Raw genomic sequence first — 13,842 nt, forward strand, 5'->3', positions numbered from 1 at the left:
CAATTATGTATATTATTAAATCATTTACTTGCAAACTTACGCTCCTGGCTACTTTCCTGGTCTTAACTTCCTGCCAGGAAGCTAAAGAGGAGATTCCCATGCCGGCTCTCGACCTTACTGCCGAAAATCTGGTCCCGATTCCGGCCAGAGTCGTTCCTGCTCAGGGAAGTTTCCGGCTGGATCAGTTCACCCGGGTGGTCACAAGGGGTGAAGACAAGCTTGTGGATGTGGCGTCTTTTCTAGTTGATAAGATTGGGAGTAAGACCGGATTACGGCTAGAAGTAAACTCGGAAGAAGGACAGGATGGCGATCCTATAATCCTCTTGTCACAAAATAAAGACCAAAACTGGCCTAATATGGAAGCGTATTCGCTTTCTCTTGGAAAAGATTCGATCATTCTCGAAATACCTAATTCAGAAGCTGCATTCAGGGGTGTGCAGACCCTCAGGCAGCTCATTCCGGAAATCAGTAATGATACCCTTGCTGCGCATCCCATTTGGCCGGTGGCTTCGGGAATGATCGAAGACCATCCGAATTTTGTTTACAGGGGTTCCATGCTCGATGTTGCCCGCCATTTCTTCAGCGTGGAAGACGTAAAAAAATATATCGACCTGCTGGCCTATTACAAGATTAATGTGCTACACCTCCACCTTACTGATGACCAGGGTTGGCGAATCGAAATTAAAGCATGGCCAAAACTCACAGAGGTTGGTGGAAGTACAGAAGTAGGCGGAGAAGCTGGAGGATTTTTTACTCAGGAAGATTACAAAGAAATTGTGGCCTATGCTGCAGCCCACTACATGACCATTATTCCCGAAGTGGATATGCCCGGACATACCAATGCAGCATCGGTATCTTATCCTTTTTTAGACGGTACAGGGAAACCTCTGAAACTCTATGAAGGCACACGTGTAGGCTTTAGCACTTTTGACACCCGGAAGGACACCACATATGCTTTTATTGATGATGTGGTCAGGGAAATATCGGCTATTACGCCCGGACCATATTTCCATATCGGGGGCGATGAAAGCCATGCTACGAAAAAATCGGACTATATCTATTTTGTCAATCGGGTAGAAAAGATTGTTCAGAAGTACGGAAAAAAAATGATTGGGTGGGATGAAATCACTCAGGCCGATGTAGACAGCTCCTCGATTGCTCAATTCTGGTCTAATGAAAAAAATGCTACTACAGCCATAGAAAAGGGTATGAAAGTGATCCTTTCTCCTGCCAAGAAAGCTTATCTCGACATGCAATACGACACCTTATCAAAGCACGGCTTGCACTGGGCAGCATACATCCCTGTTGATACGGCCTATGTCTGGACTCCGGAATCCCATGTTAGAGGCATTCCCAAAGATCAGATTCTCGGGGTGGAAGCCCCTCTCTGGTCAGAGACGATCAGCAATATTGAAGAACTGGAATACCTGGCCTTTCCGCGTGTGATCGGTTATTCAGAACTGAGCTGGAGCTTAGAGGAAAATCGGGACTGGAAAGATTTTAAAGTTCGACTAGCGAACCAGGCGCCTTATCTGGAACGAATGAAGGTGGCTTATTATCCTTCTCCGCTGATTGACTGGGTACAACCCAAAAAGAAATCCAGAGAGATCCTCAAGGATTGACCTTAGGATAGTTACAAAAAAATTAAATCCAATGAAGATGAAAACTAACTTCCTGTTTATTGCCCTGATCACCGGTCTGCTCCTTCAGAGTCAAAAGTCTAACGACACCCTTCCCAAAGCGGAAGTATTCACGAGCATGCAAAGTGTAAACATCGATGGAAAAACACATTACCTCACTGCCCAGGCAGGAACATTTGAAGTGCGTGATGAAAATAATAAGCCCCTGGCCCTTATGGGACATACTTACTATTCCAAGGGGGATAAACGGGAACCCAGCTCGAGAAGAAGGCCAATCGTTTTTGCCTTTAACGGAGGTCCCGGCTCCTCTTCGTATTGGTTGCATATGGGAATACTTGGGCCTAAGCGGATTGTAGTAAATGATCCTGAATTTACTCCGGCAGCTCCCTACCAGCTAGTCAATAACAATCATTCCATCCTGGACGTGGCCGACCTGGTCATGATCGACCCTATGGGCACCGGACTTAGTGTACCTCTCGGAAAGGCAAAATTTAAAGATTTCTGGGGAGTAGATCAGGACATAAAAAGTCTTTCCTTGTTTATAAGGCAATTTCTGATTGCCAATGACAGAATGAACAGCCCCAAGTACCTTTTGGGAGAAAGTTACGGTACCTTCAGGAATGCCGGCTTGATGAACAAACTTCTGAAAGAAGGCATTGCCATGAACGGGGTGATCATGGTCTCGGCCGTATTCGACCTCCGAACTTTGATCTTCCCCCCGGACGACGACCTGCCCTATATCGTTCACTTTCCCACATATGCAGCGACAGCCTGGTATCACGATATGATTGAAGACAAACCTGAAGACGTTTATGTCTTTCTCGACGAGGTAAGGCGATTTACAGAAGAGGAATATACGCCTGCATTGTTTAAGGGAGATCAGCTGCCGGAAGCACAGAAAAGGGAAATTGCAGCTAAATTAGCCGACTTCACAGGGACTTCAAAAGACTATTGGTTCAGGGCAGACCTAAGGGTGACCAACGGCGAATTCTTTGCTGAATTCTTAAGGGATAAGGGACAAATTGTTGGTCGCCTCGATTCTCGTTTTGTTGGGATCAATCAGGACCTTTTGGCCCAGGAGGGAAATCACGATCCGCAAAGTTCAGCCATATCCCCCGCCTATACGGCAGGTTTCCTGGATTATTTCCACAGGGCACTCAAAGTAGATAAAAATTTACACTACGCTACATCAGCCTACGAAAAGGAAGGATTCAAATGGGATTGGAAACACGTAGGGAACGACCGATGGGGAGCTCAGGCTGCAATTAATACAGGAATAGATATGGCCGAAGCCATGTCCCGAGACCCCAATCTAAAGGTTCTTATCCTCAATGGTATTTATGACATTGCCACGGTTTTCTACGGGGTGGAATACAGTATCAACCATCTGGGTTTAACGCCGGAAATCAAAGACAACATTATCATGGAGTATTACGAAGCGGGCCATATGATGTACACCCACCCCCTTCAATGGCCAAGTTCAAAGAGGATGTATCAACATTTATAAAAGATACTTCCAGATAAATACCAGGAAAAAAGAGCTCTATTTAGGATTCTATTTCTTATCTGTTCCGGGCAAGCCTTCCGGTTTTACAGTTTGCCAGCTGAATGGCTCCGCTTTTTTCACCACGGGCCATACCTCGTCCAGTGTTTCGGCTTCGTAGACTGTTCCATTTCTGATGACGTGAGTGAGGGTGTTGGTATCTCGTAAGGTATCTAGAGGATTTCCGGAAAGAATCAAAATATCAGCCAGTTTACCCGCCTCGAGAGATCCCAGATCTTTTTCAAGACCCAGGGCCGTTGCACCGTGGATAGTGGCCACTTTCAAGGCATCGTGGTTCTTCATACCCCCACTGGCTACCGACCAGAGCTCCCAATGAAATCCAAGGCCCTGCAATTGTCCATGGCTGCCTATGCCCGCAATACCGCCTTCCTTCACCAGATCGTTCATAAAAATGGCATGTTTTTGGAATACGTGTTCCTCATCCATAAACCAACCGGGCCTTCTTCGCGATTTGTTGGCCAATTCTTCATAAGGAGTGAAATACTGTAGTTTTTGATCGCCCCAGACATCCTCGCGAGAATAATAGTAATTCTCAGCCCAGGGCCCACCGTAAGAAACGAGCAAAGTAGGCGTTACAGCCATTTTTGAATCTGCCGTGGTCTTAACGACGTCCTGATAGATTGGGTAAATGGGTAGTGAATGTTCATGCCCGGGATAGCCGTCAAGCAATTGGGTCATGTTGAGTTTAAAGTCGAGCCCCCCTTCTGTGGTCGGCATCAACTCCAACTCCTTTGCCGCCATAATGACCCATTGGCGCTGTTGCCTGTTCCCTACAAGGTACATCTTGATAGTTTTGGTATTGTAGTACTCACTGTATTGTTTTAGCACATCCCTGGCATGGTCAAGACTGGTGATCTTGTACCTCCAGAAACCTACACCGGGCCCGGTACTGTAGACTCTGGGACCGTGTAGCATCCCGGCTTCAACCATATCGGAATAGGTAAGCACATCCGTGGTAGCCGTCTGAGGGTCACGAGTAGTGGTCACCCCGTAGGCCAGATTGGCAGAATAGATCCATACCTGGTTTTTGTGAATGCCCCATTTAGGCCACATATGGGCATGGGTATCTACAAATCCCGGGATAAGTGTTTTTCCGCTGACATCGATGACTGTGGTTCCTTCGGGAATCATTAAACTTCCAGAATTTCCTATGGCCTTTATGCGGTTATTCTCTATCAGGATATCACCCGATTCAATAACCTCATCCCCTTTCATGCTAATAATCCTGCCCCCTTTAAGAAGAAGTGTCCCATTGGGCATTTGCCTTGAATAAGTGACCTTTATTTTAATTTCATCTGCTGTAAACGTTTTTTTATCCTCGTCCTCTTTTTCTTCTTTATCTGTATCGGTAGAATCTTTACTCTTGTTCAATTTAGCCAGTTCTTTTTTCTTCTTTTCGGCAACTTCGAGACTATCCTTAAAGCGCTTACCGGCTTCCAGATCATAACGGAAATGACTCGCGCCCAAAGACCAGTGTACCTTTTTGCTATCTGATGACCAGGCGGGAAATTCCCCTCCCATGACCGTGAGTTTCATTGCCGGAAAGGATGCTTTGTCTGCGGAAGCTACAGAAATGGTAGGTGTCTTCCCATATCTGGGAATGGTAACCGTGTAGATATCGTTATTGATTTGCGCCAGTGCGGTTTTACCATCCGGTGAGATCAGTATCTCTGAAGGACGCGAGGACTTGTCATTATCTTCCCGATTACCCTCTGAAGACGGCAGGTATTTCTCCTCAGGGACATCGAAATGATCTTTTCCAAAGATATCTTGTGAACCGTAAGTTTCAATCCCTTTCAATTTAAGGTGTTCCTTTTCATCGGTTCCGTCCCATCGGATGGAAAGCAGACCTTTTGAAGAATGACTTAGATAGATTCGATCGTCTGTCCTGGTAAAATGAGGTTTTACCCTTCCTTTTGAGGTGTCGATAAACTGAATGGGGCCACCCTCGGTAGAGACCCAGACCAGGTCTTCTCGCGCTCCCCGTACCGTAGGGCCGGTTGCATCTTCATAAGCCTGAGCCGTTCCTCGTTGAAAAGCTATTCGATTGCTGTTATAAGCCCATTGCGGAGTACTGTAAACCCCGGGTTCACGAGTTAGCTGAACGGGCCTCGGTCTTCCGTCGACATTTACTTTTAAGAGATGGCCTCCCCCCTGTTTCCATGTTGTAAAAATGATATGTTTCCCATCCGGTGACCATGCCGGTTGTGCTTCGGTAAAATCGTTGTTCGTCAGCCTTCTGGGCGTTCCATCGGGAAGGTCTTGCACGTATAATCTGTTCAGGGCCGTAAATGCCAATTTGGTTCCGTCCGGAGAAGGATTGGCGTCGCGAATCTGCGTAACCAGCGCTTCTTTGGTGTCCTCAATGGGATATTCGAATTTCAGCCGTGGCCCTAAATCGAGTTTCACATCCGCAGAAAAAGGAATCTCAGTAGCTGAATTGTTTTCAATGTCAATAGCGAATATCTTACCTCCGTAAGAGGCTACCAATTTTTTACTATCCGGGGTAAACGACATGGCAGGGAGAACACCCAAGGGGGCTATAGATTCCTGTTCGTCTCGCTGTACGGGATAAGCTAACCATCGTTCCTCTCCTGAATTCAGGTTGCGTAATACCAGGCCGGTCTGCGCTTCAAATCTGCTGCCAAATACCAACCAATTCCCGTCTGGGGAGAGTGTTGGGGTAAAGGCCGACCCGTACCTGGAAGAAATCACCTCCATATCGGCATCCTCCATATCGTAGGTGCCTATTTGATACTGAGGTAATTGTGCGTTGTAGTTCCACGCATTTCGTCTTTGAGAAAAATAAAGTAGTTTGCCATCTGCGCCAAAAGCCGGATCAATTACTTTTAAGTTTTTGGGTTCGCTGATCAGGGCACTGCCTGAGCCCCCTTCTTTATGATAGATCTGTAACTTGATATTTCTCCTCCCTTTAGCGCCCACGATGTATTCTCCATCTGGTGTCCACTCAGCGGAAAAGAAGTTGTGCTTGCTCTCTTTGCTGATTTGTTTTTCTTCTTTGTCCTCAAGGTTTAGGGTCCATATATTATCAGAACCGCTTTTGTCTGAAATAAAGGCAATAGACTTCCCATCAGGGCTATATCTGGGATGCACATCATAGGCAAGGCCGGCAGTTAGTACTGTTGCCTTTCCCCCACTCATAGGAATAGTATAGATATCACCCATCAGATCAAAGACGATGGTCTTTCCGTCCGGACTTACATCCAGGGAAATCCAGGTGCCCTCACTTGTGGTAAATTGGATTTCGCGTTCCGGCTCCAGTGGTAATTCCTTTGTTGCCTTTTTAAGGGAATCTGCTTTTTGTATGGTATCCTGGGCTAATAGAAAATTCGTTTGGAAAAAGAGTATACTCAGGCCGAATATCAAGGAGTACTTAAATCGATACATTAGGAGGAGGTATTGATTAGACTCCTAATATAGAGAATATTGGCGGGATGTTTTTGTATAAAATTCCAGAGGACAGAGAAACTACTCTTCTTCGGTATCACTTTCTTCCGGATCTACTTCAAAATCGGTAATTCCGTTCTTGTGTAGCAGATTATACCACTGTATTACTTTCTTGATATCACTTGGGTACACCCGTTCTTCATCATAGTCAGGAACCACCTCAAAGAAATATTCTTCCAGTTTAATTTTATCCTCTTTATGACCTATGGCTGTGGTTCCTCCATTTTCTTTCTCCTGTATTTTTTTAAATACAGTTTTGAGGGGTAGTTCTTCTTTCAGCGTAAAAATAGCGATCTCGGAAAGTACACTTACATTATTGGTCATGCCCACCGTGACCCTTTTGCCATCCAACAACGACTCGGCCACAAAACCTGTCCTGGTCTGAGTAAGTAATTTGTAAAGCCCGGGGCGACCTCCGATAGATAATATTTTGTCCAAACTCATTAATCTCCTTGATTTAGTCGGCAAATATGTAAAATTAAACTGAATTCGGTAAAGCTACCTTCCTTTTTTTAACAGAGGAAAACGCATTCTGTAATCTACCTGTATCTTTCCTTTCGAAATATTGGTAAGTTTTCCTTTAAGAAGACGTTTTTTAAGACTTGAAACCTTGTCTGTAAATAGCACTCCCTGTATATGATCGTATTCGTGCTGAATAACTCTGGCAAGTATCCCATCGAATGTCTCGGTATACTCTTTAAAATTTTCATCCTGATAACGAAGAGTAATCGTATCATTTCGAGTGACATCTTCCCTGATATCCGGAATACTGAGGCATCCTTCGTTAAACGGCCAGGTCTTCCCGGTTTCTTCTATCATCTGCGCGTTAACAAACACCTGTTTAAAGTTCTTGAGTTGATTCTGTTCTTCTTCCGAAAGCTCATCATCATCAGCAAAAGGTGAAGTATCAACCATAAAAAGTCTGATGGCCAAACCAATCTGAGGTGCCGCCAATCCTACTCCGTTGGCATTATACATGGTTTCCCACATATTTTCAATCAGGGTTTGAAGGCCTTCGTAATCCTTATCTATTTCAGCTCCAACTTTTCTCAGTACCGGATCGCCATAGGCGACAATGGGTAAAATCATATTTTCACTACTATTTAATAAACTCTTGCGAGCTTTATTTTTTACTTGCCAGATAACCCTGTAAAATGAGGGTTGCACTCACTTCATCTATAATCCCTTTATCCCTTCTGTCTTTTTTCTTTACCCCGGAGGCAATCATGCTCTGCAGGGCAAGTTTAGAAGTGAATCGTTCGTCCTGCCTGTGCACGGGTATCTCGGGAAACGCTTTTTGTAATTTCACAAGAAATTTCCTGATCATCGGTTCCGCTTCCGAATGAGAATGATCCATTCTTCGGGGTTCTCCTACAACAAATATAGAAATGGGCTCTTCTTTGACGTAGGATTCTAAGAATGGTATCAATGTCGAAGTTTGGACTGTGGTTAGGCCTGAAGCGATCAGCTGCAGAGGATCACTAACCGCGATTCCTGTCCTGATTTTACCATAATCCAAGGCTAAAATTCGACCCAATTCAATTCATTTTTGCAAAAGTAAAGGATAAAATGTTATTCCTGTAAAAATGGGCCTTATAATCCGCCCTTACCCCTTATATTTGCCGAAAATTTCATGATCCATGGAGGAGTTGAAGCGTACTATTGAAAAAGCCTGGGAGCAGCGTGAATTACTGAATGAAATTGAAACGCAAACGTCTATTCGCAAAGTTGTGGATTTGATAGATTCAGGAAAGCTAAGATGTGCCGAGCCCACAAAAAATGGGTGGCAGATTAATGAATGGGTAAAAAAAGCGGTAGTGCTGTACTTTCCCATACAAAAGATGGTTACCCAGGAGGTAGGGATTTTTGAATATCACGATAAGATTCCGCTGAAAAAAGGATATAAAGAAAAAGAAATAAGAGTAGTTCCACATGCGGTAGCCAGACACGGCGCCTATATTGCCCCCGGAACCATTCTAATGCCCAGTTACGTAAATATCGGAGCCTATGTGGATTCCGGTACTATGGTAGATACTTGGGCCACTGTGGGTAGTTGTGCCCAGATAGGGAAAAATGTTCATTTAAGTGGCGGCGTGGGCATAGGAGGAGTTTTAGAACCTCTGCAGGCTTCACCTGTAATCATCGAAGACAACGCCTTTATAGGAAGTCGGTGTATTGTTGTGGAAGGAGTGATGGTAGAACAGGAAGCGGTCTTAGGGGCCAATGTGGTTTTAACGGCTTCCACTAAGATCATCGACGTAACCGGCGCCACCCCTCTTGAGATGAAAGGTAGGGTTCCGGCCCGTTCAGTTGTTATACCAGGGAGCTACACTAAGAAATTTGCAGCAGGAGATTACCAGGTACCTTGTGCCCTGATCATCGGGAAAAGAAAACCGAGTACGGATCTAAAAACATCCCTGAATAATGCCCTGCGAGAGTTTAATGTAGCTGTATAACTTGTAGGAATTTTTCCCCTAAAGGCAATTTTATGACGTTTTTATTGTTATAACTTTGCATTTGAAAAGAAGTATCACGGTTACCCCCGGAAGTATGAACAACCACAACCAAAAAATTTCAGCTCTTATAATAACCTATAATGAAATAGGCTACATCGAGGCTTGTATAGATTCTGTCTCTTTTGCCGATGAAATCCTTGTTGTTGATTCTTACAGTACTGACGGCACCTATGAATACCTGTTACAACACCCGAAAGTAAAGGTGGTACAGCACCCCTTTTCAAATTTTACACTCCAAAAAACATTCGCTCTTTCTCAAGCTAAATACAATTGGATCCTATTTCTCGATGCTGACGAAATAGTCCCGGAAGGCCTGAAGAATGAAATAAAAGATACTGTTCAACTCGATTCTCCTCACGCTGCGTATTGGTTTTATCGCAAATTTATGTTTGAGAAAAAAGCCCTTAGATTCAGTGGATGGCAGACCGATAAGAACTATCGTCTTTTTCAAAAAGACAAAGCGAGGTTTTCTGACAAAAAGATCGTTCATGAAACCCTGGAGGTCGATGGAACATCAGGCATTCTCAATGAGAAACTGATTCATTACTGCTATAAGAATTATGAAGATTACAAGGGTAAAATGATCAAATACGGGCAGTTAAAAGCCAAGGAAGACTTTTACAGGGAGAAAAGCTTTAACTACTTATATTATTTCCTTAAGCCTGCCTGGAAATTCTTTAATCACTACATCCTTCGCCTGGGAATTCTCGATGGTAAGAAAGGTATTACTATCTGTTATCTCAATGCCTTAGGCGTGCTTGAGCGCTTTCGTGAACTTAAGCGTCTGGAGCGAAAGAACGCCCTCGCCTACTACTTGCTGATGCCGTAGTGCGTCCACACTAATTTCTTATTTCGCGTTTCTTTACGGATAGCTTTGTTCTTTTCTATAGATTCAGGAGTCTTGTAACCCCTTTTATGGTCGAGATGCACACATACAGCACTGTAGCGAAGTTGTTTAGATTTGATCCCGAAGTTAAACAGGCGTTCCCCCAATTCACGGTCCTGACCTCCGTACTGCATACGTTCGTCAAATCCGTTGACATTGACGATATCCTTTTTCCAACCTGAAGAATTATGTCCGTTCCAGCTGGCATTGGTCGGTGTAATGGTGTTAAAAAATTTGGAAATAAAACCCCTGGCCGTGAGTTTGTTGTTTTTAAAAGTCTTAGGTATCCCCATTTCTTTTAGCCACTGTATATTAAAGCAGTTTTGTTCCTCAATATCTTTCTTAGTGATCGCCTTTGAGATGTTCATTGGCAGCATATAATACCCACCGGAAATAAAATAGCCGGGCTCCTTATTGATATAATGCACTTCTACAAAATCCTCCCTCGGAATACAATCCCCGTCTGTCATAATAATATAAGGAGAATTACAGGCCACCACAGCTTTGTTGAGGATTCTCGATTTCTGAAATCCATCGTCTTCCTGCCATACATGAAGAATTGGATAAGAGACTTTCGACTTCATCTCTTCGAGCAGATTTTTAGTCTTGGGACCTGATCCGTCATCAGCTATGACAATTTCAAAATCCGCGAAAGTTTGAAATTCAAAACCCCATAAAACTTTTTCCAGCCAGGCCTCAGAATTGTATGTGCTGACGATGATTGAAATTTTAGGATCGGTATGCTGCATCCCACAAAAATAGAAAGCTTTGTGGAGATATCATTATAACTCTCCTAAATATACAGGAGAAGAAGCCGCTATTAATTATTAGAAATAGCTATCCCTTACGGGAATTTCCTATCTAAAATTTTTCGTCCTTCCCGAATGGTTACCGTAATTTGCAGCAAAAGAACACTGCTGTTCCAGATTAAAGATGAAACTAAAAGAGCTTCCTGAATCCCTGTATTACGCCTTCAAACTAAGGTATAGATCTACTCCTGGAAAACAGGCGTCCTCGAAAGCTGAGGTCCCGGTGGTGATCTCCCTAACCACCATAGAATCGAGATTAGGAGTGGTAGACCTCGTGATTCGCAGTTTACTCGCGCAAAGTGTTTCTCCAAAAAAAATACTGCTATGGATTCCTGAATCACTTCAAAAAGCACTTCCCGAAAAACTTACCGACTTATGCGGAGAAATCTTTGAAATCCATACCACCCATCTTCATTGCTCGCATAAAAAGCTCGTTCACACGCTCTCAGCCTTTCCAAAAATTCCAATAATCAGTTGTGACGATGATCTGATGTACAGGCCACAGTGGCTCGCTTTGCTTTATCAAGAGTCGCAGCGATTCCCTCAATCCATCATCGCTAATCAAACAAGAACTATAATTACCGATTCGGAAGGTAACTTCCTTCCCTACAGTAAATGGCCAACGAATCGGATTGCTGAAGAAGGATCGGATTGGGTACTGCCCATTGGAGCCGAAGGGGTTCTATATCCCCCCGGGAGCCTGGATTCGAGATATGACAACGAAGACCTCTTTCATAATCTGGCTCCAAAGGCCGATGATCTCTGGTTTAAGTCGATGTCCCTCCTAAAAGGGACCAAGTGTAGATTAGCGACAAACCGGGAAAAAAAGGCGATACCTATCATGGGTTCACAAAAGAGTTCCCTGAAACACATCAATATTAAAAAAGACCTGAACAGTTTTCAATGGAAGCAATTATCTGATTATTTTAAACTGCAGGAAATATTAAAGAAAGATTAGTTATGAATGCCTTTACCCAGGAAATCAACTCGTGCCTTGAAGTACTAGAAAAAGGGGGTCTTATCGTATATCCAACCGATACCGTATGGGGAATTGGATGCGATGCCACGAATAAAGAAGCGGTGGAAAAAGTATATCGCTTGAAGCAACGGCCCGACTCCAAAGCTTTGATATGCCTGGTTGGGAATGATGCCATGTTAGAGCGAATAGTAGAAAAGATCCCTGAAACGGCCTGGGATATAATGGACCTGGCGAACAAGCCAACCACTATTGTATACGACAAGCCAAAGGGCGTTGCCCCCAACCTCATCGCCGAAGATAACACCCTTGCGATAAGAGTGGCCTCTGATAAGTTCTGCCGCTATCTGATCAACGCCTTTAAAAAACCTATCGTATCTACCTCAGCGAACATCGCCGGTGAACCTACCCCATCTAACTTCTCGAAAATAACTCTCCCTATTTTAAAAGGAGTCGACTATGTGGTAAATTTGCAGCGCGATACGGGTGATGCAGTTTCCTCTTCGATTATTAAGCTGAGTAATGACGGCACCGTAAAAGTGATTCGGGAATAAAATGGCGAAAAAGAATTACAGAGAAGCCCTTTCAGATCAGGTATTCAAAACCATTGCCATAGCTGCCGATGAGATGTCGCTTGATTGCTACGTCATAGGCGGTTTTGTAAGAGATCTGCTCCTGCAAAGGGGTATACCCAAAGATATCGATATTGTGGCTGTTGGCAGTGGGATTGCCCTTGCCAAAAAAGTAGCATCACTCTCACCGGGCCAACCTGAGATCACCGTATTTAAGAACTTTGGCACCGCCATGCTTAAGATAGGCGACAAGGAAGTTGAGTTTGTAGGTGCCCGAAAGGAAAGCTACAGCAGAGACAGCCGTAAGCCGGTGGTGGAAAACGGTACCCTGGAAGATGATCAGAAAAGAAGAGATTTTACGATCAATGCCCTGGCCTTATCCCTCAATAAAAAAAATTATGGCGACTTGCTGGATCCCTTCGATGGGGTTGAGGACCTGGGAAAAAAGTTGATAAAAACACCATTAGAGCCAGGAATTACCTATTCAGATGATCCGCTGCGAATGATGCGTGCGATACGCTTCGCCTCCCAGCTCAGTTTTACCATAGAAGCGAAATCACTTCAGGCCATAAAGGAAAACAATTCGAGGATTGAGATCATTTCCAAAGAACGTATCGTTGAGGAATTACACAAGATCCTGATGAGTGAAAAGCCCTCGGCGGGATTCGGACTTTTGCTTAAAACCGGACTCCTGGCATACATCCTTCCTGAATTGGTTGCACTGCAGGGTATAGAGGAAATTGAAGGGCAAAGACACAAGGACAATTTCTGGCATACACTGGAAGTAGTTGACAATATCTCTGAGCATACTGATGACCTCTGGTTGCGATGGGCGGCCCTCCTTCACGATATAGGGAAGGCCCCGACAAAACGATACGACAAAAAACTGGGCTGGACCTTCCACGCTCATGAGTTTGTGGGCGCAAAAATGGTCTACAAAATCTTTAAAAGACTGAGAATGCCCCTGAACGAAAAGATGAAGTTTGTACAAAAAATGGTTCTGATGAGTTCAAGACCCATAGTACTCGCTGAAGATTTTATAACCGACTCAGCAGTGCGCAGACTTATATTTGACGCCGGGGAATTCGTAGATGACCTGATGACCTTATGCGAAGCCGATATCACTACCAAAAACCCTAAGAAAAAAAGGAAATACAAAAATAACTTCAAGTTGGTACGCCAGAAAATTGAAGAAGTAGAAGCCAGAGATCACGTCCGCAATTTTCAGCCTCCGATAAGCGGAGAAGAAATCATGCAGACTTTTAACCTGCCGCCCTCACGGGAAATAGGCCTGATTAAAGACGCGATTAAAGAGGCCATTCTCGAAGGGGAAATTCCCAATGAATACGAAGCAGCAAAGGCTTACATGATAAAAAAAGCAGCTGAAATGGGACTCACCCCATAGTCAGTA

General features: G+C 44.2%; 12 protein-coding genes. 7 read left to right on the forward strand and 5 right to left on the reverse strand.

Translation table 11 applies throughout. The annotated features are described in order from the left end of the window. Positions 1-5: 5 nt before the first annotated feature. Both EQY75_RS08915 and EQY75_RS08920 read left to right on the forward strand, forming a co-directional pair. A complete protein-coding gene (locus EQY75_RS08915) occupies positions 6-1,622 on the forward strand; it encodes a family 20 glycosylhydrolase (protein WP_129605113.1) in 1,617 nt (538 codons plus the stop codon). A 37-nt stretch (positions 1,623-1,659) separates the two neighbouring features. Next, positions 1,660-3,147 carry a S10 family peptidase gene (locus tag EQY75_RS08920; protein WP_246019849.1) on the forward strand — a complete coding sequence of 496 codons (1,488 nt, stop codon included), beginning with the start codon at positions 1,660-1,662 and terminating at the stop codon, positions 3,145-3,147. Positions 3,148-3,195: 48 nt separating this feature from the next. Here the strand turns inward: EQY75_RS08920 and EQY75_RS08925 are convergent, their stop codons facing one another. The 4 genes from EQY75_RS08925 to ruvX all read right to left on the reverse strand — a co-directional run bounded on the left by EQY75_RS08925 (position 3,196) and on the right by ruvX (position 8,209). Continuing rightward, positions 3,196-6,612, reverse strand: coding sequence for an amidohydrolase family protein (locus tag EQY75_RS08925; RefSeq protein WP_129605114.1), 3,417 nt, complete (start codon positions 6,610-6,612; stop codon positions 3,196-3,198). 81 nt (positions 6,613-6,693) lie between these two features. Next, positions 6,694-7,116, reverse strand: a complete 423-nt coding sequence (locus EQY75_RS08930) for a DUF5606 family protein (protein WP_129605115.1) — start codon at positions 7,114-7,116, stop codon at positions 6,694-6,696. A gap of 54 nt (positions 7,117-7,170) precedes the next feature. Then, entirely contained in the window at positions 7,171-7,761 is a 591-nt protein-coding gene (gene def / locus EQY75_RS08935) for a peptide deformylase (RefSeq protein ID WP_129605118.1), read from the reverse strand. Positions 7,762-7,795: 34 nt separating this feature from the next. Next, positions 7,796-8,209: a Holliday junction resolvase RuvX gene (ruvX, locus tag EQY75_RS08940; RefSeq protein WP_129605119.1), complete on the reverse strand. Its 414-nt coding sequence runs from the start codon at positions 8,207-8,209 to the stop codon at positions 7,796-7,798. A gap of 103 nt (positions 8,210-8,312) precedes the next feature. Between ruvX and EQY75_RS08945 the strand changes: the two genes are divergently transcribed. Continuing rightward, a complete protein-coding gene (locus EQY75_RS08945; protein WP_129605121.1) occupies positions 8,313-9,128 on the forward strand; it encodes a 2,3,4,5-tetrahydropyridine-2,6-dicarboxylate N-succinyltransferase in 816 nt (271 codons plus the stop codon). A 94-nt stretch (positions 9,129-9,222) separates the two neighbouring features. Beyond that, positions 9,223-10,017 carry a glycosyltransferase family 2 protein gene (locus EQY75_RS08950; protein WP_129607055.1) on the forward strand — a complete coding sequence of 265 codons (795 nt, stop codon included), beginning with the start codon at positions 9,223-9,225 and terminating at the stop codon, positions 10,015-10,017. On the opposite strand, the gene EQY75_RS08955 is transcribed toward EQY75_RS08950, so the two are convergent. Beyond that, the gene (locus EQY75_RS08955) at positions 9,999-10,823 is read right to left on the reverse strand and encodes a glycosyltransferase family 2 protein (protein ID WP_129605123.1); all 825 of its coding nucleotides are present in this window, start codon (positions 10,821-10,823) and stop codon (positions 9,999-10,001) included. The genes EQY75_RS08950 and EQY75_RS08955 overlap by 19 nt on opposite strands. A gap of 184 nt (positions 10,824-11,007) precedes the next feature. Between EQY75_RS08955 and EQY75_RS08960 the strand changes: the two genes are divergently transcribed. From EQY75_RS08960 to EQY75_RS08970, 3 genes are read left to right on the forward strand one after another with little or no spacing between them, the layout of a single operon-like run. Then, positions 11,008-11,841 (forward strand): hypothetical protein, encoded by an 834-nt coding sequence (locus EQY75_RS08960; RefSeq protein ID WP_129605124.1) that lies wholly within the window; start codon positions 11,008-11,010, stop codon positions 11,839-11,841. Between the two features lie 2 nt (positions 11,842-11,843). Continuing rightward, entirely contained in the window at positions 11,844-12,413 is a 570-nt protein-coding gene (locus EQY75_RS08965) for an L-threonylcarbamoyladenylate synthase (protein ID WP_129605127.1), read from the forward strand. A 1-nt stretch (position 12,414) separates the two neighbouring features. Continuing rightward, positions 12,415-13,836: a CCA tRNA nucleotidyltransferase gene (locus EQY75_RS08970; RefSeq protein WP_129605129.1), complete on the forward strand. Its 1,422-nt coding sequence runs from the start codon at positions 12,415-12,417 to the stop codon at positions 13,834-13,836. Positions 13,837-13,842 lie beyond the last annotated feature (6 nt).

This window comes from Muriicola soli (assembly GCF_004139715.1).
Taxonomy (GTDB): Bacteria; Bacteroidota; Bacteroidia; order Flavobacteriales; family Flavobacteriaceae; genus Muriicola; species Muriicola soli.

Coding starts and splice junctions, on each gene's coding strand:
- EQY75_RS08915 (WP_129605113.1), top strand. CDS start 6: ATGTATATTATTAAATCATTTACTTGCAAACTTACGCTCCTGGCTACT.
- EQY75_RS08920 (WP_246019849.1), top strand. CDS start 1,660: ATGAAAACTAACTTCCTGTTTATTGCCCTGATCACCGGTCTGCTCCTT.
- EQY75_RS08925 (WP_129605114.1), bottom strand. CDS start 6,612: ATGTATCGATTTAAGTACTCCTTGATATTCGGCCTGAGTATACTCTTT.
- EQY75_RS08930 (WP_129605115.1), bottom strand. CDS start 7,116: ATGAGTTTGGACAAAATATTATCTATCGGAGGTCGCCCCGGGCTTTAC.
- def (WP_129605118.1), bottom strand. CDS start 7,761: ATGATTTTACCCATTGTCGCCTATGGCGATCCGGTACTGAGAAAAGTT.
- EQY75_RS08945 (WP_129605121.1), top strand. CDS start 8,313: ATGGAGGAGTTGAAGCGTACTATTGAAAAAGCCTGGGAGCAGCGTGAA.
- EQY75_RS08950 (WP_129607055.1), top strand. CDS start 9,223: ATGAACAACCACAACCAAAAAATTTCAGCTCTTATAATAACCTATAAT.
- EQY75_RS08955 (WP_129605123.1), bottom strand. CDS start 10,823: ATGCAGCATACCGATCCTAAAATTTCAATCATCGTCAGCACATACAAT.
- EQY75_RS08960 (WP_129605124.1), top strand. CDS start 11,008: ATGAAACTAAAAGAGCTTCCTGAATCCCTGTATTACGCCTTCAAACTA.
- EQY75_RS08965 (WP_129605127.1), top strand. CDS start 11,844: ATGAATGCCTTTACCCAGGAAATCAACTCGTGCCTTGAAGTACTAGAA.
- EQY75_RS08970 (WP_129605129.1), top strand. CDS start 12,415: ATGGCGAAAAAGAATTACAGAGAAGCCCTTTCAGATCAGGTATTCAAA.